Annotated in this window: 19 protein-coding genes; 9 read left to right on the top strand and 10 right to left on the bottom strand. The window is 39.3% G+C overall.

Annotated features, from left to right (window positions below; genetic code table 11):
* The first annotated feature begins 102 nt into the window (after positions 1-102).
* A complete protein-coding gene (rpoC, locus tag F908_RS13605; RefSeq protein WP_005163047.1) occupies positions 103-4,296 on the top strand; it encodes a DNA-directed RNA polymerase subunit beta' in 4,194 nt (1,397 codons plus the stop codon).
* Positions 4,297-4,407: 111 nt separating this feature from the next.
* Here rpoC and tnpC read toward each other — a convergent pair whose 3' ends face one another.
* The 4 genes from tnpC to F908_RS13585 form a co-directional block, all read right to left on the bottom strand.
* Positions 4,408-5,994, bottom strand: coding sequence for an IS66 family transposase (tnpC, locus tag F908_RS13600; protein ID WP_005159552.1), 1,587 nt, complete (start codon positions 5,992-5,994; stop codon positions 4,408-4,410).
* Between the two features lie 74 nt (positions 5,995-6,068).
* Positions 6,069-6,404: an IS66 family insertion sequence element accessory protein TnpB gene (tnpB, locus tag F908_RS13595; protein WP_005157151.1), complete on the bottom strand. Its 336-nt coding sequence runs from the start codon at positions 6,402-6,404 to the stop codon at positions 6,069-6,071.
* Positions 6,401-6,829 (bottom strand): IS66-like element accessory protein TnpA, encoded by a 429-nt coding sequence (gene tnpA / locus F908_RS13590; protein WP_005157149.1) that lies wholly within the window; start codon positions 6,827-6,829, stop codon positions 6,401-6,403. Before tnpA ends, tnpB begins: the two co-directional genes overlap by 4 nt.
* A 110-nt stretch (positions 6,830-6,939) precedes the next feature.
* Positions 6,940-7,791 (bottom strand): alpha/beta hydrolase, encoded by an 852-nt coding sequence (locus F908_RS13585; RefSeq protein WP_005163044.1) that lies wholly within the window; start codon positions 7,789-7,791, stop codon positions 6,940-6,942.
* A gap of 261 nt (positions 7,792-8,052) precedes the next feature.
* On the opposite strand from F908_RS13585, the gene F908_RS13580 reads away from it, so the two are divergent.
* On the top strand, positions 8,053-8,412 hold the full coding sequence (locus tag F908_RS13580; RefSeq protein WP_005163042.1) for a YMGG-like glycine zipper-containing protein: 360 nt from the start codon (positions 8,053-8,055) through the stop codon (positions 8,410-8,412).
* A 56-nt stretch (positions 8,413-8,468) separates the two neighbouring features.
* Here the strand turns inward: F908_RS13580 and F908_RS13575 are convergent, their stop codons facing one another.
* Entirely contained in the window at positions 8,469-8,975 is a 507-nt protein-coding gene (locus tag F908_RS13575) for a DUF4442 domain-containing protein (protein WP_005163039.1), read from the bottom strand.
* A gap of 93 nt (positions 8,976-9,068) precedes the next feature.
* On the opposite strand from F908_RS13575, the gene F908_RS13570 reads away from it, so the two are divergent.
* From F908_RS13570 to htpG, 5 genes are all read left to right on the top strand, one after another.
* Positions 9,069-9,944 (top strand): alpha/beta fold hydrolase, encoded by an 876-nt coding sequence (locus F908_RS13570; RefSeq protein WP_005163036.1) that lies wholly within the window; start codon positions 9,069-9,071, stop codon positions 9,942-9,944.
* Between the two features lie 123 nt (positions 9,945-10,067).
* Positions 10,068-11,489 carry a Na+/H+ antiporter family protein gene (locus F908_RS13565; protein ID WP_005163033.1) on the top strand — a complete coding sequence of 474 codons (1,422 nt, stop codon included), beginning with the start codon at positions 10,068-10,070 and terminating at the stop codon, positions 11,487-11,489.
* Between the two features lie 500 nt (positions 11,490-11,989).
* A complete protein-coding gene (locus tag F908_RS13560) occupies positions 11,990-12,574 on the top strand; it encodes an OmpW/AlkL family protein (protein ID WP_005163031.1) in 585 nt (194 codons plus the stop codon).
* Between the two features lie 132 nt (positions 12,575-12,706).
* Positions 12,707-13,057: a lysozyme inhibitor LprI family protein gene (locus tag F908_RS13555; RefSeq protein ID WP_005163025.1), complete on the top strand. Its 351-nt coding sequence runs from the start codon at positions 12,707-12,709 to the stop codon at positions 13,055-13,057.
* 116 nt (positions 13,058-13,173) lie between these two features.
* Positions 13,174-15,093: a molecular chaperone HtpG gene (gene htpG, locus F908_RS13550; protein ID WP_005163024.1), complete on the top strand. Its 1,920-nt coding sequence runs from the start codon at positions 13,174-13,176 to the stop codon at positions 15,091-15,093.
* A gap of 90 nt (positions 15,094-15,183) precedes the next feature.
* Here the strand turns inward: htpG and F908_RS13545 are convergent, their stop codons facing one another.
* The 4 genes from F908_RS13545 to F908_RS13530 form a co-directional block, all read right to left on the bottom strand.
* Positions 15,184-16,314, bottom strand: a complete 1,131-nt coding sequence (locus F908_RS13545; RefSeq protein WP_005163021.1) for a hypothetical protein — start codon at positions 16,312-16,314, stop codon at positions 15,184-15,186.
* A gap of 194 nt (positions 16,315-16,508) precedes the next feature.
* Positions 16,509-17,951 carry a hypothetical protein gene (locus tag F908_RS13540; protein ID WP_005163019.1) on the bottom strand — a complete coding sequence of 481 codons (1,443 nt, stop codon included), beginning with the start codon at positions 17,949-17,951 and terminating at the stop codon, positions 16,509-16,511.
* Positions 17,952-17,962: 11 nt separating this feature from the next.
* Positions 17,963-18,148 carry a hypothetical protein gene (locus F908_RS13535; RefSeq protein ID WP_005163017.1) on the bottom strand — a complete coding sequence of 62 codons (186 nt, stop codon included), beginning with the start codon at positions 18,146-18,148 and terminating at the stop codon, positions 17,963-17,965.
* A gap of 393 nt (positions 18,149-18,541) precedes the next feature.
* A complete protein-coding gene (locus F908_RS13530; protein WP_005163014.1) occupies positions 18,542-19,237 on the bottom strand; it encodes a DsbA family oxidoreductase in 696 nt (231 codons plus the stop codon).
* A 176-nt stretch (positions 19,238-19,413) separates the two neighbouring features.
* Here F908_RS13530 and F908_RS13525 point away from each other — a divergent pair, with 176 nt between their 5' ends.
* On the top strand, positions 19,414-20,163 hold the full coding sequence (locus F908_RS13525; RefSeq protein ID WP_005163011.1) for a hypothetical protein: 750 nt from the start codon (positions 19,414-19,416) through the stop codon (positions 20,161-20,163).
* Between the two features lie 58 nt (positions 20,164-20,221).
* Here the strand turns inward: F908_RS13525 and F908_RS13520 are convergent, their stop codons facing one another.
* The gene (locus tag F908_RS13520; protein ID WP_005163008.1) at positions 20,222-20,920 is read right to left on the bottom strand and encodes a YidX family protein; all 699 of its coding nucleotides are present in this window, start codon (positions 20,918-20,920) and stop codon (positions 20,222-20,224) included.
* A 288-nt stretch (positions 20,921-21,208) separates the two neighbouring features.
* Between F908_RS13520 and F908_RS13515 the strand changes: the two genes are divergently transcribed.
* Complete coding sequence (locus F908_RS13515; protein ID WP_005163005.1) at positions 21,209-21,709, top strand: hypothetical protein; 501 nt, start codon at positions 21,209-21,211, stop codon at positions 21,707-21,709.
* Positions 21,710-21,770: the final 61 nt, after the last annotated feature.

Here is a 21,770-nt window from a genome sequence, read left to right as displayed (position 1 = left end):
CTCTTTCTTAAAGAGGGGTTAGGGGAGATTCCAAATTTCAGTAAAAACAATATTTGTGACCCAGTCGGGAGAGCGTAGCTCCCCGACACACGGAGAAAAAAATTGAAAGACTTGCTCGATATCATGCGTAAGAAAACGGATTCAGAAGGTCATGCACCTGTTGAATTTGATCGTATCCGTATTGGTCTTGCGTCACCAGAGATGATTAAGTCATGGTCTCACGGTGAAGTTAAAAAGCCTGAAACCATTAACTACCGTACTTTTAAACCTGAACGTGACGGTTTGTTCTGTGCCAAAATCTTTGGTCCAGTAAAAGATTATGAATGCTTGTGTGGTAAATACAAGCGTATGAAATACAAAGGCGTCATTTGTGAAAAATGTGGCGTTGAAGTAACAACTGCAAAAGTTCGTCGTGAGCGTATGGGTCACATTGACCTTGCTTCTCCAGTTGCACACATCTGGTTCTTGAAATCATTACCGAGCCGTATCGGTTTACTGCTTGATATGACATTACGTGATATCGAACGTGTATTGTATTTCGAATCTTATGTTGTTACTGATCCTGGTATGACTCCGTTTGAAAAGTATCAACTTTTAACAGATGAAGAATACTACAATGCACTTGAAGAACACGGTGATGAATTCACTGCGAAAATGGGTGCAGAAGCAGTTCAGGATTTATTAAAAGATATCGATCTTGAAGCTGAGATTGCGCGTTTACGTGAAGAAATTCCACAAACAACGTCTGAGACGAAACTTAAAAAAGCGTCTAAGCGTTTGAAATTGATGGAAGCATTCAAAGATTCAAACAATAAGCCTGAATGGATGGTGATGAACGTACTTCCTGTACTTCCACCAGACTTACGTCCGCTTGTACCACTTGAAGGTGGTCGTTTCGCGACTTCAGACTTGAACGATTTATATCGTCGTGTGATCAACCGTAACAACCGTTTGAAGCGTCTTCTTGACCTTGCTGCGCCAGACATCATCGTACGTAACGAAAAACGTATGTTACAAGAGTCTGTTGATGCGTTGCTTGATAACGGTCGTCGTGGTCGTGCAATTACAGGTTCGAACAAACGTCCATTGAAATCTTTGGCAGATATGATCAAAGGTAAACAAGGTCGTTTCCGTCAAAACTTACTTGGTAAGCGTGTTGACTATTCTGGTCGTTCGGTCATTACCGTAGGTCCTACTTTACGTCTTCACCAATGCGGTCTTCCGAAGAAGATGGCACTTGAATTATTTAAGCCATTTATTTTCGCGAAACTACAAGCATCGGGCCAAGCAACAACCATTAAAGCTGCGAAGAAAATGGTTGAGCGCGAAACGCCAGAAGTTTGGGACGTTCTAGCTTCTGTAATTCGTCAACATCCAGTCATGTTGAACCGTGCGCCAACACTTCACCGTCTAGGTCTTCAAGCATTTGAACCTATTCTGATCGAAGGTAAGGCAATCCGTCTTCACCCACTCGTATGTGCTGCGTTTAATGCCGACTTCGATGGAGACCAAATGGCGGTACACGTTCCATTGACATTGGAAGCACAGTTAGAAGCACGTGCGTTGATGATGTCGACCAACAACATCTTGTCACCTGCAAATGGTGAGCCGATCATCGTTCCTTCTCAGGACGTTGTCTTGGGTCTTTACTACATCACACGTGATGCGGTAAATGCCAAAGGTGAAGGCATGGTGTTTGCTGATACTCACGAAGTTAACCGTGCATTAGCAACGGGTAAAGTTGCGATCCATGCACGTGTAAAAGTACGTGTACATCAAACTGTAATTGATGAAAACGGTCAGCGTGAAAAGCAAACCATTATTGTTGATACAACACCTGGTCGTTGCTTGTTATGGGAAGTCGTTCCACAAGGTTTAAGCTTCGATATGATCAACCTTGAGATGACTAAGAAAAACATCTCTAAGTTAATCAACTCTTGCTACCGCAAACTTGGTTTGAAAGATACTGTTATCTTCGCTGACCAATTGATGTATTTGGGCTTCCGTCAAGCGACGCGTTCAGGTGTATCTGTTGGTATGGAAGACATGTTGATTCCACCAACCAAGCATACGATTATCGATAAAGCTGAAACCGAAGTTCGTGAAATCGAACAACAGTTTGAGCAAGGTTTCGTAACTGCAGGTGAGCGTTATAACAAAGTTGTCGATATTTGGGCGCGTACTAACGACCAAGTTGCGAAAGCGATGATGGATAACTTGTCTTATACCCTTGTTAAAAACAAACAAGGTGAAGATGAGAAACAGAAATCATTCAACTCGATTTATATGATGTCTGACTCGGGTGCCCGTGGTAGTGCGGCGCAGATCCGTCAGCTTGCTGGTATGCGTGGTTTGATGGCGAAGCCGGATGGCTCGATCATTGAGACCCCAATTAAAGCAAACTTCCGTGAAGGTTTGACGGTACTTCAGTACTTCATTTCAACACACGGTGCGCGTAAAGGTTTGGCCGATACCGCATTGAAAACTGCGAACTCGGGTTACTTGACACGTCGTCTTGTAGACGTAGCACAAGATTTGGTGATTACTGAATCTGACTGTGGTACAGCGGGTGGCCTAGTGATGACACCATTCATTCAAGGTGGTGACGTTATTGAACCATTACGCGATCGCGTATTAGGTCGTGTAACTGCTGAAGATGTACGTCGTGCATCTGATGATGAAGTTGTACTTCCACGTGGTACGTTAATTGACGAGAAAATTGCTGCTCAGCTTGAAGAAGCGGGTGTCGATGAAGTCAAAGTACGTTCAGTGATTGCATGTGAATCTACATTCGGTGTATGTGCGCGTTGTTATGGTCGTGACCTTGCACGTGGTCACTTGGTGAACCCAGGTGAATCAGTGGGTGTTATGGCTGCACAATCAATTGGTGAGCCAGGTACACAGTTAACGATGCGTACCTTCCACGTGGGTGGTGCTGCGAGCCGAACGTCTGCTGCAAACAGTGTTCAAGTCCGTAACAAAGGTACTGTACGTTTCCACAACGTGAAAACTGTACAACATGCCAAAGGTCACTTGGTGTCAGTTTCACGTTCAGGTGAAATTGGTATTGCGGATGAATTAGGTCGTGAACGTGAGCGTTATAAACTTCCTTACGGTGCAACCATCTTGTTGAAAGATGGTGAAGCTGTAGAAGCGGGCGGTATCGTGGCGACTTGGGATCCACATACACATCCACTTGTTACCGAAGTTGCTGGTAAAGCGCGTTTCAGCCAGATCGCTGATGGCGTAACTGCAACATCGAAAACTGATGATGCAACGGGTATGACCACTGTTGAAATCTTGCCTGTAACAGCTCGTCCTGCTTCTGGTAAAGATTTACGTCCTGCAATTGTGTTGGATACAACAGATGGTGGCGAACAATTCTACTTCTTACCACAAAATACGATCGTAACCGTTCGTGATGGCGCAACGATTGGTGTGGGTGATGTACTTGGTCGTGTACCACAAGAAACTTCACGTACCCGTGATATTACCGGTGGTCTTCCACGCGTAGCTGACTTATTTGAAGCACGTAAGCCGAAAGAACATGCGATTTTGGCAGAAGTGTCTGGTATCGTAAGCTTTGGTAAAGAGACCAAAGGTAAGAACCGTTTAGTGATCACACCTGATGATGGTTCAGAGATCTACGAAGAGTTGATTCCTAAATGGCGTCAAATCAACGTGTTCGAGGGTGAGCATGTCAACCGTGGTGAAACCATTTCTGATGGTCCACAAAACCCACATGACATCTTACGCTTGAAAGGCGAAGTGGCATTAACCAACTACATCGTGAACGAAGTTCAAGACGTTTACCGTCTCCAAGGTGTAAAAATCAACGATAAGCACATCGAAGTTGTTGTACGTCAAATGTTGCGTAAAGTTGATATCACTGACGGCGGTGATACAAGCTTCATCAAAGGCGAGCAAGTGGATTACATCCGCGTTGTTCAAGAGAACCAAGCTGTCTTGGCTCAGAACAAGTTTCCAGCGAAGTTTGAACGTCAATTGATGGGTATTACTAAAGCGTCGCTTTCTACTGACTCATTCATTTCTGCTGCATCCTTCCAGGAAACAACTCGTGTGTTAACTGAAGCGGCTGTAACAGGTAAAGAAGATGATTTACGTGGTTTGAAAGAAAACGTTGTTGTGGGTCGCTTGATCCCAGCGGGTACAGGTCTTGCATATCACTTAGAGCGTCGTCGTCAAGAAGCAGAAGCTGCTGAATTTGAACTTCATAACGATTTCAGTGAAGTTGACCAAGCATTTAGTCAAGCGTTGAACTCAGACCAGTTCTAAGTCTTAACGAATTAAAAAAGGCACCTTTGGGTGCCTTTTTTATGTTTGAAAGTAGCAAAATGATTGTATTTAGAAAACTAAACGTAAGCATCCAGTGAAGCCCACTTGAACTCAAGCAGGCTTCCAATTATGCGGCAGCAGCGCTTCGATATCTTTCATTTTATGTGTTGGCAGCCTTTTCAACACATCACTGAGATAGGCATACGGATCAAGACCATTCAGCTTGGCTGACTGGATTAAAGTCATGATGTTCGCTGCCCGTTGACCACTACGCAGTGATCCTGCAAATAGCCAGTTTTTTCTGCCTAATGCCCACGGACGCATCTGGTTTTCTATCCAATTATTGTCTATTGGCAAATTGCCATCATCCAGATAACGGCTTAAGGCAGACCAGCGTTTTAGGCTGTAATTGATTGCTTTCGCTGTAGGCGAACTCTTTGGTACTTTATCTTGATATTCTTTCAGCCAGACATACAGTTGACGCATGATCGGTTGACTGTCCTGCTGCCTTCGCTGGTGGCGTTGTTCGGCACTACAGTCTGGTATCTCTCGTAATTCTGCCTCAATTTGGTAAAGCTGTTGAATCAATTGCAGAGCTTGTTCGGCAATGAGACTTTTACCCGTCACATGCAGCTCATGGAATTTACGACGGGCATGGGCCATACAACCCACTTCAATCATCTGACCTGAGGCAAAACGTGCCTTATAACCACTATAATCATCACAGATCAGTTGACCTTGCCAGCCTTTTAGGAAATCTTCGGCATGTTGACCTGATCGACTCGGTTGAAAGTCATAGATCACCGCCTGAATAGAGTTGTACTGTGTGGTGGCATAGGCCCAGACATAACCTTTCTTGGGTTTCTTCTCGGCAATCTGCATCACGGTCACTGGTGTTTCATCTGCATGAATCACCTGTTGTTGTAATATGATCTGTTTTAAGGCTTCTGCTAGTGGTTCTAACTGTACACCACATTGACCAACCCATTCCGATAAGGTTGAGCAAGCAAGATCAACCCCGACACGCTGATAGATCAGACGTTGACGATATAAAGGTAAATGATCCGCATATTTTGAAACCAGCACATGGCTGAGCAATTCAGGTGTAGCAATGCCTTTATCAATCACATAAGCAGGCATCGGTTCTTGAATCAAGGTATCACACTGATCACAGACCCATTTGCCACGGATATGCTGTTCCTTGTAGAACTGTGCTGGTCTGAAATTGAGTTTCTCGCTCAGGTCTTCACCAATACGACGAAGCGTGCAGCCACAACTGCATTGTGTCGATGCAGGCTCATGCTCTATACGAATGATGGCTAGATGATCTGGCAGCGGTCGGCGTTTCGGTTTTATTGCTTTGGTTTCAGCCGATTTGGGTTGATCCGCATTCAGTCGTTCCAGTTCTAAATCAACGGCTGCGATATCTTCTTCAACTGCTTCATCTAACAAGCTGATTTGTTTGGCAGTGAGGTGTTCATTCTTCTGAGCAAATTTATGCCGTTTAAACAGCGCAAGTTCATGCTCGTATTTTTGTGTGAGTACAGATAGGTGCTGAACTTTGGCATCGAGGTGTTGATTGGATTGTTCGAGTTGTTGTTTATCTTCTACAAGTTGCTGATTCTGCATTGCCAACTGCTGGGTAAATTCCAGCAATTGTTCATGGGTCAGTTGGCTTAAATGAGGCAGCATATTCATGACCGCAGTATGCCTGAGATCAGGTTAGGGATGAAATAGGTCGTTTGGAGGATGGTAAAATAAAGGTATCTGGTTTAGATCATTGTGACCACGTGCTGTTGCCCAATTCTCTGCCAAGCTAAACCTTGAATTAATGCCTGTAATTGTTCCGCATTGATACTCATTGTTTCACCCTGATGAACCTGCGCCCAGTGGAACTTCCCTTGTTCCAATCGTCGGGCACACAGCCAAATCCCTAGACCATCATGTACCAACACTTTCATACGATGGCCTCGTTTATTACAGAACAGATAGGCGCAATGGGGTTTAACACCACCAAAGGCTTTCAGGACTTGAGCAAGTGCAGTATCTGTACCTGCTCGCATATCCATGGGTTGGGTAGAGAGCCAGATTTCATCAATGCGGATCATTTGATCAAACCTTGCAGCAGAAATAGTAATTCAGTTGTTGATTCCACAGGCCATTCGATTTCAATCATTTGATCTCTTTCGGAACCTGGTCCCTCATGCAGTGGAATCCTGATATGAGCAGGAGCTTTCTTCTCAGGCACAGGTGATGGAGATGTCTCTTGTTTGACTGGCATCGAGTGAACAATGACAGGAAGAAAGTCGGTCTGTGGGATAGGCAGGTTTTTTAATGGAGGGGGCATTGATTCGGACTGGCGAATCCATTTATGCAGTAGATTAGCATTGATCTGATGTTGCATTGCCACGTTAGCCACTGATGTGTCTGGCTGCTGGCATTGTTGAATAAGCTGATGTTTGAATTCGGCTGTGAAAGTTCGGCGAGGCTTTTTTTGCGTTGGTGCACTGTCTATAACTGTCTTTAAATCCATAAATAGGTGTCCACTTATTGGTTAGTGGACACTATCGGGGGATTGATCCACTAAAAATAGTGGTGATTCACTGGAGGCTTACAACTAAACTAAGTTTTCATAGATATAAATTAGTGTGATTGTATAAATTGATTCACTTGTTGGGTATATGCATTATCTTCTCCCAAAGATCTATTTATTTCACGATGTGAAAGTGGGAGTGATAATAATTGTGCGGATGTCCCAAGTTTTTGTGCTTGCTGAATAAATTGTTGAGCCTGTATACAGGGTTGATCAGGGCGAGTGGTTGAGCAAACAGCGAGAAATGCAGGTAAACTTTGATGTAGTTGTAAGATCGGAGATAGAGCTTTCCAGTTTTCAGGTTGTTGGCCAAAGGCTCGATCATAAAATCGAGCGTGCCGATTTTGCATTATTTTTTCGATATCGTAAGCAGCACTATCTAAGGCAATAGTTGCTCGCCAAGGTTGCGGTTGTGGAGTTAACCACGAGGGCCGTACTGTAACTAAGCTGACTAAATGTGCACCAGCAGAATGCCCTACCAAAATAAGCCGTTTTGAGTTTGCATGCCAATCATTTGCATGTTTTTGAATATAGACTAAAGCATTTGATATATCTTGAGTCTGTTGCTGTACGGTTGCATTTGGAATTAATCGGTAATTAACGGAGATCAAAAGCCACCCACGTTTACCCCAATAATCGACTTTATTTTTTACTACTGCAGCATTATTTTTATCACCTATACTCCAAGCACCACCATGTACCATAACGATGATTGGGGCTAGATTATTATCGGTGTGTGGTTTAGATGGGAAATAGATATCCATCATTTGTTGGGAATCATGACCATAAGCAATATTTTTATGTGATTCTACTTTTGCTAATGTTTGGAACTTGAAAAAATTTGCCTGAGTTGCTGAATTCAAACTCATCAAGATCAACATGGATAGCATAAATCTTGTCATTTTTTCGCCCCTGTTAAATTATATTTTTACATTGAGCCACACATTTTGTTTTCATGCTGATTAGATTGGAACTTTGACTTCATGTTTAATAACCTAATTCAATCAACAGTGTAGTTGTAGTACTGTATTGATCAAAGATTCTTCCATTTAGTTTATTTTATTACAAAAAGAAAAGAATGCACTTAGAGCAATTACATAATCTGATTATTTTCTCACAAAAATCAGATTATGCTTAGACTATAAAGCTGAGGAGTTTTGGACATGAAAAAAACAATGGGTTTAATTTCAACATTAGTATTATCTACTTTGATGTTTACAGGTTGCCAAAACATGAGCGCATCTGATCAGCGTATTGGTGCAGCAGCATTGGGTGGTGCAGTTGGTGGTGGTGTTGGTAATCATGTAGGTGGCGGCTTAGGAGCGGGTGTAGGTGCAGCAGCAGGTGCTGGTGTAGGTGCAAATGCCAAGGGTGGTAGTAGTAATTCAACCACAAGTAGTGCAATTGGCGCAGGGATTGGTTCTGTGATTGGTAAGTCTATTTTTGGTGGTGATACTGGTGCAGCGATTGGTGGTGCAATCGGTGGTGGCGCAGGTGCTGCAATCCAAGAGAAGAAAAGATAATTTCTCAGATTCAAAAATGCCTGCAAAACCTTGCAGGCATTTTTATATGCGTAAAATTAAGCACTGACTTTGGGCTTTTTCAGACGGATATACAGAACCTTTTCAACTTCTGCAATTCGCGTTCCTGCATCATCCACAATATTCAATGTATAGTTTCGAAACACAGGTTCATGATTTTCAGCCAGTTGCTTAATTTCCGCAATTTCAGTGGCACTGAGCTGTATATCCGCATAGACGGAGCTGCGACCAGGTGACAGGAAATTAATAGAAGCACTTTTGTCCCAAACAATATATTTATGTCCTAAATGATGCATGAGAATCAGCATATAAAAGGGATCAACCATCGAATATAAACTGCCCCCAAAATGTGTTCCGACGATATTACGATTTTTTCTAGTCAGCGGCATTTTGACACGAATGAAGTAACGATCAAGATCAAATGTTTCGATTGCAATGCCTGCCCCACGATAAGGGGAATAATGATTGAGCATAAATTTAGAAATCGCTGGAATGGTTCGAATTTTTTTGAAAAAGTCTTTCATGGTCAATTTTTTTTCTTGCAACGCTATTCATACTCCATAAGTATCATTTTTAGTGCATCGCTGGCAATGGCTGTTTTATAACCAAGCCGATAGAAAACAAAATGGGAAAGAATTATGCAAGAACAAGTAAAAACAGTAACCACTTCTGACCAACAAAGCCTCTGTGTCAAAACATGGGGTGATGAAAAGAAAACACCATTGGTGTTAGTACATGGTTATCCCGATAATCAAGAAGTATGGGAACCAATTATCGAGCAATTGGTTGATGACTATTATGTCGTTACTTACGATGTTCGTGGTGCAGGTTTGTCATCAATTCCAAAGCGTATTAAAGACTATCGATTACCGCGTTTATCTTTGGATTTACAAGAAGTGGTTGATCAAGTGTTACCCAACCGCAATTTCCATATGGCAGCGCATGACTGGGGTTCTTTACAGTCTTGGGAGTCAGCAACTGAACCTAAGTTAAAAGGCCGTTTACTATCTTATACAACAATCTCAGGCCCTTGCTTGGATCATGCTTCTTTATATTTGCGTGAAAAGTTTAAATCTGCACCAAGTAATGTACTGAAAATGCTGACTAAATCTTGGTACATTGGTGCTTTCCATTTGCCATTGGTTGCTCCAACCGTATGGACTTTCTTTAGTCCAGAAAAATGGGGCAAAATTTTAAGTGGCCTAGAGAAAAAACAAAACTTGCCATTAAATGCAAATATTGTGTCAGATGGTAAATACGGTATTAATCTGTATCGTGCTAACTTTATTCCTTCACTGACTCAACCACGCCAACGCTATGCTCAATGTCCTGTACAGGCGATTGTATTAAAACGCGATGCATTTGTTAGCCCTGAATATATTACCGAATCAATGCCAAAATGGGTTGAAAACTTTGAATATGTTGAACTTGATGCCAATCACTGGGCGGTTCTAAGTCAGCCAACTAAAATTGCTGAACTAATCCGTCATTTTGTAAAACGCCAGACTGTTTAAGGCTTTAGCGGATTAATCAAAATAAAAATCACTTAAAACAGATTGCAATTTGGCGACATTTTCAGCTTCTATACAATGAATCTGCTAGAATGTCGCCTTTCTTTTTGCTCCTAAATTTTGTCCATGAATGCTGTCGTAATTGCGATTGCCGTGATGTTTATTTTGTCACTGGCACGCGTTTCTGTTGTTCTCACTTTGGTCATATCAGCCATTATTGGTGGTTTGGTTGCTGGACTGAGCCTTTCTCAAACTGTAGAAGCTTTTAATGCAGGACTGGGAGATGGTGCTGAAGTCGCTTTGGCTTATGCTGTTCTAGGTGCTTTTGCCTTAGCATTATCTAAATCTGGTTTACCAGATTTACTTGCACATAAACTGATTGGTTTATTAGGAATGGAAGCCAGTAAAAATCAAGAAAAAAAAGTGAAATATCTTTTATTAACGATTTTACTCATCGCTGCAATTTTCTCTCAAAATCTAATCCCAGTTCATATTGCTTTTATTCCTGTATTGGTTCCGCCATTGTTAAAAGTGATGAATCACCTCAAGCTTGATCGACGTGCGGCAGCATGTGTACTGACGTTGGGTTTAGTTGGAACATATATCTTCTTACCTGTGGGCTTTGGTGCCATTTTCCTTGAACAAATTTTGATGGGAAATATCAATAAAATTGGGGCTGCATATGGTTTGCATGTAGAACGTAGCATGATGCCTATTGGCATGGCGATACCTGTTTTGGGTATGGTTTTAGGTACTTTAGTCGCTGTGTTTATTAGTTATCGTAAGCCCCGTGAATATGTTGATCGATCAATTTCACCCGTTACAAGCATTGATTTGGATAAACCACTACGAGCAACAACACAAGCTGAATATGACCTCAAGGCGGATGCTGAAGAGTTGAAGCATGAAGCTAAAAATGTACCTTATATTTCCAAAAAAACCATGCTTATGGCGTTACTTGCAATCGGTTTAACCTTAGTTGCACAGTTGTATTCAGGTTCGATGATTTTAGGTGGCCTTGTTGGTTTTGCTGTGTTATCCGCTTCTGGCATCTTTAAATGGCAAGAAGCCGATGATGTGTTTGTGCAAGGGATGCGGATGATGGCCTTAGTTGGTTTTATCATGATTTCTGCGGCAGGTTTTGCTTCAGTCATGACGCATACAGGCGACATTACTCATTTAGTGAATGGTGTTGTACATATCATTGGTGATAATCATGCTTTAGCTGCGTTCTTGATGCTATTTATTGGCTTGTTTGTCACGATCGGTATTGGTTCATCTTTCTCAAGTGTGCCTGTGCTGGCGGTGATTTATGTGCCACTCTGCGTACAATTTGGATTCTCACCTTTGGCGACAATTGCATTGATTGGTACTGCTGCTGCATTAGGTGATGCAGGTTCGCCTGCCTCAGATTCAACATTAGGACCTACAGCAGGACTAGGTGTAGATGGTCAACATGATCATATTTGGGATACTGTAGTGCCAACATTTATACATTTTAATATCCCGCTACTTATTTTTGGCTGGATCGCAGCAATGGTTTTATAATGAATAGAGAATGGTTCCATAAGGAACCATTTTTTATATTAAGAAATAATAAAATATCATTTATATTAAATATAATAATTATGCTTATTAAATAATAACTATATTTATTTTAAACCACCTTGATATGAATAGTTTCTATTTATTTATCATAGAAGAAATAAAGTGAAATTTTTTGTCTTTTTATTCCTGTTTATTATATTAAGTTCTCATTCTATTTTGTAATAAAACTAAATTTATTTAGTTTATACTTTAAAAGATTTATTTTAAATATATATTTAAGCTGGTTAATTCTGATAAAAACACTTGGTTTTCAATTGGTTAATCATAGTAAATTAGTTTGATTTATAAATAATTACATATCTTTACAAATTTATATTGTTGTTAATCAGATATTTGTAAAAATAATTAAATTGGTCGGAATTAATATGTATTGCATAAAATAAAAAGACATGATTATTATTAAATATAGGTTGAAATTTTGATTAAAGAGGTTTTTTTAAATGCTAAAAAAATTATTAGTTATTACATTATTGGGGTTATCATCAACTGCGTTTGCAGGTGGTTTTCAGGTTAAGGTCGGTGGTAGTGTTATTGCGCCAACTGCAGATACAACATTAGCTCCAGGTGTTGTAGTTAAAGGTGATCATGAATTCGCATTTACACCTTCAGTAGAATATTTCTTTGGTGATACGCCTTTTTCAGCTGAGGTTTTGCTTGCTAACCCAATTAATCACGATGTTCTATTAAATGGTGAGAAAGTTGCAAGTGTTCGTCAATTACCACCGACAATCACAGCAAAATATAACTTTAAGAATTCAACTCGATTTACTCCATATATTGGTGTTGGTGGTACAGCCTTCATTGCATGGCACGAAAAGGGCTTAGTTGATGACGTGAAAAATACTTATGGTTTTGCTGGTCAGTTAGGTTTTAATTTCCAACCTGCTGACGCTAAAAACTGGGGTGTATATATGGATGTTCGATATGCAGATCTTAGCCCTGAAGTGAAGTTGGTTAATGGTACGAAGTTTGATTTAGACCTAAATCCAATGGTCTATACTTTGGGCTATAGCTATAAGTTCTAAGACGATTTAGATTTAAAGAAACCTCACAAATCGTGAGGTTTTTTATTTTACAATCGTAATATAAAACAGATACAAGCCTAAAAAGAGCGTGCGGTAAGCTAAGAACTAGTTTTTAATAAGTTGTGATCGGTGATGAAAAAATTATTAAGCTCAGCATTATTTCTTATGTCATTACTCATTTTATCTCAAACCCATGCCGCCAGTTTCTCATGCAAAGCTGCAAAATTGAAATCGGAACAACAGATTTGTAATGATCGTGGTTTAAATGATGCGGATGTAAAACTGGCAACAACTTACCAGATTATTTTGCACGCACTACCTATGGGAGGACGTGATGCAGAAAAAGATAAGCAATGCCAATGGTTGAAACAGCGTAATTCATGTGCAGCAAATACCTCTTGTCTTCGTCGTGCATATGCACAAAGACAACAGCAATTGGATCAACTTCTACAAACACGTATATTGAGTCAAGGACCATTCTAATTGTTCTTTTGTGCATTTTTTAACTGAAAAAATAAAACACAAGGATTGAAATATTCAAGATATGCACCATTCATAAATCATTCCAAATATATAAGCCTCAAGATAAGGAGTGATTTATGAGTGAACAAGTCGCACAAAATTATAGTTTCCAAGCTGAAGTTGCTCAGTTATTACATTTGGTAACACATTCGCTGTATTCCAACCCAGAAATTTTCTTACGTGAACTAATTTCAAATGCCTCGGATGCTTGCGATAAGTTACGTTTTGAAGGAATTAATCACCCTGAATATTATGAAAATGATGCAAACTTACATGTTCGTGTGAGCTTGAATAAAGAGAATAAAACTTTAACTATTTCCGATAATGGTATTGGTTTGAGCCAACAAGAGGCGATAGAGAATCTTGGTACGATTGCAAAATCGGGCACTAAAGATTTTATGTCAAAGTTAAGTGGTGATCAGAAAGCAGATGCACAGTTAATTGGTCAATTTGGTGTTGGTTTTTATTCTGGCTTTATTGTTGCCGATAAAATCACGGTGGAGTCGCGCCGTGCAGGTCTGGATGCTGCCGAAGGTGTGCGCTGGATCAGTGGCGGTACAGGTGAGTTCGAAGTTCAACAAATTGATAAGGCGAGCCGTGGTACAGACATCATTCTGCATTTACGTGATGATGCGCTGGAATATCTTGAGTCGTGGAAAGTTAAACAAATCATCAATAAGTATTCAGATCACATCAGCTTGCCAATCGAAATGCAAAAAGAAATCTGGCAAGAAGAGGAAGTCGCTGAAGGTGAAGAGCCTAAAGGCGGTCAGATGGTGAAGACGGATGAATGGGAAGCGATTAACTCAGCGAGTGCGTTATGGACACGTAATAAGAGTGAAATCACTGATGAGCAATACATCGACTTTTATAAAAATCTCAGCCATGACTTTGCAGAACCTCTAGCATGGGCGCATAACCGCGTGGAAGGTAGCACTGAATATACGCAATTATTGTATATTCCAAGTCAGGCTAAACAAGATCTGTTTACACGTGAAGCAAAAGCGGGCATCAAATTGTATGTGAAGCGTGTATTCATTTTGGATGAAGCAGACAACCTCATTCCAAACTATTTACGTTTTGTTCAAGGCGTGGTGGACAGTGCGGATTTACCATTAAATGTCAGCCGTGAATTACTTCAAGAAAGCCGTGATGTAAAAACCATTCGTGAAGGCAATGCGCGTCGTGTCTTGACTTTATTGGATGGCCTGGCAAAATCGGAAGATGAGAAAGATCAGGAAAAATTCAAGACGTTCTACACTGAATTTGGTTCAGTGTTAAAAGAAGGTTTGGGTGAAGATACTGGTAACCGTGAGCGTATCTTAAAGCTGTTACGTTATGCGACATCGACCAATGATGAAATCTCAACCTCTTTGGCTGACTATAAAGCCCGCATGAAAGAGGGGCAGAAAGCCATTTATTATGTAACAGCGGATAACTTAACCGCCGCGAAAAACTCACCACAGCTTGAAGTGTTCAAGAAGAAAGGCATCGAAGTGTTACTCATGGCAGACCGTGTCGATGAGTGGGCAATGAATTTTGTCTTTGAATTTGATGGTACGCCATTACAGAACGTGTCTAAAGGTGCCGTGGATTTAGGTGATCTACAGGATGCGGATGAGAAAAAGGCGCTTGTGCAAGCGGCTGAACAATTTAAACCTGTGGTGGAGCGTTTAAGCAGCTCATTGAAAGACAAAACCAAAGAAGTGCGAGTAACGACACGTTTGGTGGATTCACCAGCATGTTTAGTGACTAGCGAAGGTGAGCTTTCTCCGCAATTGATTCGCATGTTGAAACAGGCAGGTCAGGCTGTTCCTGAAAGCAAGCCAACGCTGGAAATTAACCCTGAACATCCATTGGTAAGAAAACTAGAAAACTCAGCACAGTTTGATGATCTCGCGAATGTGATCTTCGATCAGGCGGTAATTGCTGAAGGTGGCTTACCAGAAGATCCTGCGGCTTATGTCAAACGTATCAACAGCTTGTTATTACAATAAGTGATTTGACCTAAAAACCTCTGCTTCGGCAGAGGTTTTGTATATCTATGGATAACATTTAAGTTATCCACAGTTGTGTTGATATTTTTATCAGAACAACGTTTCAAGACGAACGAAAGTACTCACATAATGATTTCGATCCTCGCGGTGGTCATTGAAATAGTTCAGATCGCCCTGCACATAAAACCATTCACGCCACAGAGGTTGCCGCCATGAGACAAATGGGCCCCAACTGTTTAGACGTAAGTCATTATTGTTGTAATAGCCACCCGTATAGAGGCCGTAATTAAAATTGTTATGCGCAAAGAATTGGTGTTGGCGGAAAACGCGATTGTCCCATAACAAATCATCATCTTGCTTGTCAGCGTAAGTTAAACTGAATTGATTTGAAAGAAAAGGTTGGTTAGGGCGAGCATGTATCAATTCTAAATTTGTACGTAAATAGTTCTCACTTTGACTACCATATCGATAGATTTGTTCAGCATTAAAGTGGAAATCATTGTGCAAATCCCAATGCTTCTCAGCTCTTAGACGTAAGTAGACATCTTCACCAGAACGAATACCAATATCTGCATCTGTATCAAATGGTAGCTTTTTGGAAAAATTAGACCAACGTAATCCAAGAGAACCATTGCTGTCACGTGTTTGTTTAGAATCAAGTTTTTTATTTGGATCTTGATTTGGTTGTGTATTGGTATTGGCAATATTGTTTTTAAATTCGTCATCTAGAGAATCATCACCAAAAACTAAGCTAAGTTTTTTTTCTAAAGTTGGAAGTCTGATTTTTCCTCGAATACGAGGTTTAACTTCATAGTTATCATATTCATTCCAATAATTGTCCAACATAAAACGAATCGTTGCTGAAGCTGGTTTTTCAGGGTCGACATCACCAAACCAGTCATCAATCTTAACCGAGGTTCGATCAGCCCAGTTGCGAATATCACGCTGTTTACGATCAACCCAAGTTTTATTCTCAGTTTCAGCGGTTGGAGGAACAATAGATTGATCAGATTGTTCAGGAAGAACGGCGGGGCTCGCATCTACCCATTTAGGAATATAGTCTAAGAAATTTTCTTGATTTGATATTTCCGCTTTGGGAATATTATTCTCAGTTTGTTCAACCGATTTAGTTGCAGCATTGACAGTTGTTGATAAACCGAATGGAAGTGCAATGAGCGTATATAAAATATATGATGGTACTGTTTGATTTAAAGTCGTCATAGTTAAAACTTATATATTGTTCTTCATTTAACTTTTGATTATTCAAGCAATAAAATCAAGCTAAAGACACAAAAAACAGCAATTTAACAATGCGTTTGAAAATTTTAATGAGTATTTATGAAAATCCACCATGAAACTTGCAATAAGCAATCACAAGTTTGATGGTGGATTAGAGGTATCTTAAAAATGGATATTTAGGTCGCTGAAACATCCGCATTTTCGAGTGCTTGATAGAGATCATGAACTGAAATTGGTTGAGGTAGGCGGCTAATCACTTGACGTATTAATTGCCATGTATAGCCGTCTGCACGATCTAACAATAGATACGGATAAGCTTGATCTTCGCTCGATAATTTTACGCGTTCTGCGCCGTGTAGCACTCTGATTTTTTGACGCTCTTTGAGTAGGATGACTGGCGTCAAAAAAGTCGCTGTTGTTTCTTCAAAAGGAATAAACTTTTGCGTGTTAATAAAGGCAGCAGGAATATAAGGGTAAGATCGCTCACTACGCTGCCAAACTTGATTACCATTCATGATACATTCATTAAATAGTGTTTCATGTTGGTGGTAATGTTGTTTAAAAATAACCCAGTCTGTTTGATGAATCGAGCTTGTTTGAGTATGACGTTTGTCTGTATAAGCTTGTAAGATTGTTGCAGCATATTCGACACTATGAGTACCAATAAGGACGACATAATGTGAAAACTGTCCTTGAGCATAAAGCTGTTCAGCAACAAAGATTTGAGCTGTTTCCCAAATAGGTTGAACGTCATTCTCAGCTTTTAAATATAACCAATCAATTTTAATATTTTGATTAATCTCATCGTGTAGCTCTACACGATATAAAGATGGAAATGTTTTAGGATCGATACGCTCTAAGCGACATACGAGTCCATCTAAATTAAAATCTTTTAGTGCAACAGGTTTCGCTTTATTTAGATTTGCAACAGGACGCACATTTTGTCTAAAACTTGGTTTAGGCTTTGCGACCGTTGGTATACTTGGTGTTGGAGTATTGGGTACAGATTGAATTCTTTCCTGAATAATTGCTTCGAGTTGTGCTTCAAAATTCGCAGTTTCTTCTCTCATAGCAGATAATCTGTCCTTGTGAATTGTCTGATTTGAATCTAATGATAAATTTGTTGAAGTTTGATGAATTGGCTCTAAAACAGGAATAAGACTTTTGAGTTCATCATCTGTTTTTATATAATCACTTGTACTCGTTTGAATCCATTCAAGTGCTTGTCGAGTAGATGTAAACCAAGGGCTCTTTATAAAAGACAATGCAGGACGAATAACCCAAATTTGCCAATGCTGTGACTGACGTAAAGCTGCCCATCCCATGTCGCCTGATGCAAATAAAGCATGTTCAACATGCCCCATAAATTTAAATGTTCCGCGATAAGTGAGTGCATACCCAAAGCTTTCTAATTCTTCAGCCGAAAATTCTTCTTGTTGAATAAATTCTTTAAATGGGGTGAGTTGTTCTTGAAACAATGGATCGTCACAAGAAGCACAAATATCCTTAATACGTCGCTTTGATTTTGCGATCTCAAAAAGTGAGTTTTTATCGTTGTTTAGCCCAACAATCAGATGTTTGAGCTCATCAACCAATAATGCTTTCTCTAATACGTCCATTGATAGTTTCCTTAGAGATAGGCTTGAGCCTGTTTTAAATAATGAATAAGTACAATATTCACAGCATCATCTAACAGTTTGTATTCAGATGTATTCGTCAAATTATGCTGTCTAGCCAAGGCTACAAGTTGCTCAATACATATTTGTTCGGGTTGAATCTGACCATTTATCAGGGCTTGTAACTCTTGAATTTTCATAACAAAAGAATGTCACTTTATGACGATTATAGAAGAAAAATATGCAAAATCTATAGACTGCAAGTTAGTAAAAAATCTCATTTAGTTATTCCAAATAGAGATTTTGATCATGTTTTGGCTTTCAAAGTATCAACATTTTAAAACAATAAATCGGATAAATAGATCGCACTGGGGAAGTATATCTATAAATCTATCACTTTAGTGTGATTTTAATCACATTTTTTTTAGTTAAAAGTTGATCAATAAAATACTTAGTTTGTTACAGAATTTACCACTAGAGATAAACGGTATGCTTTTTAAGATAATAGGTGACGTAGCCATCACATCTAGTTTGAATAGTTCGCTGCACACAAGCTTCAGACAGTTGCTGAAGCTTGTATTTTAGCAAGCTTGTTAGGGCTTAATTTCGCATTGATCATCGCTACATTGAGCCGCCTCTGTTTGCTGAATTTCTTCTGTAGAAGCAGATTGAGCTTGTTGTAATGCTTGTAAGAAAATCTCACGTGGTTGTGCGCCTGAAAGTACTAGTTTTTGATTAAAAACAAAAAAGGGTACACCCGTTACATTTAATTGCTCATGTGCAATTTTTTCATCATGGCGAACAAAATCTGCCAGTTCATCTGAATTCAATATATACTCGACTTCAGCATGATCCAAACCAATCCGTGAAGCGATTTCTTCAACCACTTCACGTTCACCAATTGCAAGACCTTCAGTCATATAAGCATGAAAAAAAGCTTCTTTTGCTTCGTTACCCAAACCTTTGCTTTGAGCCAAATGGATAATACGATGTGCATTAAAGCTGTTGCCTGAATTGGCTTTTTGCCATTGAAAATCAATGCCTTCAGTCGCTGCCATAGCCGCAACATTACGTTCCATTTCTTCCATGTCAGCAAAGCTACGCCCATATTTCTTTGCTAAGCGTTCCGTATTCGAAGTCTCATGTTTGGCAGGTGCATCTGGATCGAGTTCAAAGCTATGCCAATGAATATCAAGCTCAATTCCTGCTTGTTCAGCAACATGTTCAAGACGCTTTTTCCCAATATAACAAAAAGGGCAAACGACATCTGACCAAATATCTACGCGCATGGCATATCTCTACAATTTCAGTTGATTTGATAATAGGGGCGAAAGTACGAAATTTAAAGCGATGAAAATGTAATGCTCCGTTACGAGAAATGAAATAAAAATCAATTAACAGTCTGTGTTTGGTTGATTAAACTTAAATTCAGAACATAAGAAATATAAATATACTTGGAGGCTGTATGCGCCGTTTTTTATTATTTTTAACTGTCGTCGTGATTTGTTTGGGTACATTCTTTTTCTATCAATATCGCTTAAAGCAAAATGCAGCCAATACCGAACAAATGTTTGAAATTGTTATGGCTGAAAAAATGCGTGGGCTCTATGATCAAGCGCAGGATTGGAGCAAGCCTATACAACTCAATGTGCATGATGATCGTTTATCTGGTGATTATAAGTTGATGTCCGAGTTTCTACTTAGTTATTGGATGCAAAATGTTGAGGCAAGAAACGCTTATTTAAGACAACTCAAAGCAGCAAATTGGGATACTTTTTTAGATGTCGAACGTTTAGATCGAGACCGTCAAAAAGGTTATCTTGAGACTGAAAAGATGCTTCAGGATGTGCGAAAAATCTCGATTGAATATGGAATAAAGAGACAGAAAATACAGGCAGATTCACTTGAACAAGCAAAAAATCTCGCCATTCATCATGAAATGAGAAAATCTTTACAAGAAAAACTGCAAAATAACCTGAAAACAGACAAGGCGCATGACATTTTTCCGATTGAACAACAAGTGATTGAGAAAGCACAAGCGATGTTTGATATGTTAAAAACTGACCCTTGGCAAAGAGAAGATAACAAGATTCTTTTTAAGGAAACAGCACAAGTCAAAAAGTTTAATGCGCTTTATCAAGATGTGCTCAGATTAAATCAGAAGATGGATAAAATTAAGCAAAACAATGTTGCAGTATTAGATGAAGAATTATAATTTCGTGATGCAATGATGCCTTGTATACATCATTGCATGATTGAGTTCGAGTTTAAGCTTAATCAAAGATCTTTTCTGCTGCTTGGAAAGGTAGACTTACCACATCAATCGCCACGGCAAAAGGGAGCAATACCAGTTTTTCCAAAGGATTCATACCTGATTTTGATTTATAACTTTCTTCTTTATTGGTATAGATAGAGATTTGGTAAGGCTTACTTAATGCTTTGAGTGAACTTAGATTATTTGCAGTAGGATAAACAACACCAGCGAGTTTGATATCGAAACAGAAGCGTTGAGCTTGCATACGTTCATCACTTGAAGAAGAACATTCTCTCGCACCATTCTCAATGAAAAACTCTAAATCTTTTTTGCTCAAGTCTTCTTTTAGTTTTATATATGAAAGGGGTAGTGTACCTGAAAAATTGCCATCATTTTTTTCAGAATAAAAGCTTAGCTCACGTGTAATTTGAATATTTTTGGGGTCGAGCTTTGTGATTAAATTCACAAATTGAGATCCACCTTGGGTGAGGATATAGCTATTCTTTTGCCCTGCGATTACGAGACTATCTTTAGGTAAATTTGCAGATTGTTGAGCAGGTCTTCCAAATGCAATGACACTATCTTCAACCAAAGTAACCTTGGTTGTGCGAATATAAGCTTTACTGTCTTTGGTAATAAGGGTTTTGGTTGCACAACCTGCTAAACATAATCCTGTAATCGATATTGCTGTAGTCATTTTAATTAGAGTTGAAATCATCCATTTCTCCTAATCGCTTTTTAAAGTATATAAAATAATCAATATTTATAAATTCACTCGAGCACAGTAATCAAAAAAACGAGCTTATGCGAGATTTTTTCCTCTTTTATCTATTCATTTTACAAAGATCAGACATATTATTTGATTCGATCATTTTATCTTACGTTCAAAAAATAATCCTATTTACCGTTTATCAGAGTGATACAGAATTCAATATCACTTTATTGTAGGCTTAATTTATAGCTATTTTTATTCAATGTTTATGGTGAATGATTTTTGGAGCAAGTGATGAACTTTCTAAAACGATCAACGCTGATGATGGCATTTACTTTGGTTGGATTTTCAGCAGTACATGCCGAAGAGGTTGAAACTTTACCAACCATTCGTATTATGGCTGAATCTGAATTACGTGAAGAAATTGTAGGACCTACTCCATTTCAAGAAGATAAAAAAGTACGTCAAGCACTTCAGCATCGTATTTATAAAACTCATACTGATATGCAGAATGCAGAAATTCCTGAGAATATTAGTGCAGTTGAATTTGAACCAAAGGTGCAGTCAGGCTTATCTCAAGTTTCACCTGGGTTACAAGAGTATATTCTAGCGGTGGCCTCAGGTTTTCAATCATCTGATCCAACTAATGGTGTATTTAAAATATTAGAGCCACTTAATATAAATCGAAACAATATTGATGGCATTCGTGATGGTTCGATTAAAGTCAATTTGAATGATATTTTGCTATTACAGCAGCAAATTCAAAATGGTTTAAAAGATTTTAGACAACCATAGCTTATATCATTGATTAAGATAAAAATCCCCGCATATAGCGGGGATTTTCTCTTTATCTCAG

Origin of the sequence: Acinetobacter sp. NIPH 284, assembly GCF_000369425.1 — a bacterium.
Classification (GTDB): Bacteria; Pseudomonadota; Gammaproteobacteria; order Pseudomonadales; family Moraxellaceae; genus Acinetobacter.
This window is presented reverse-complemented; position numbering and strand designations above follow the sequence as displayed.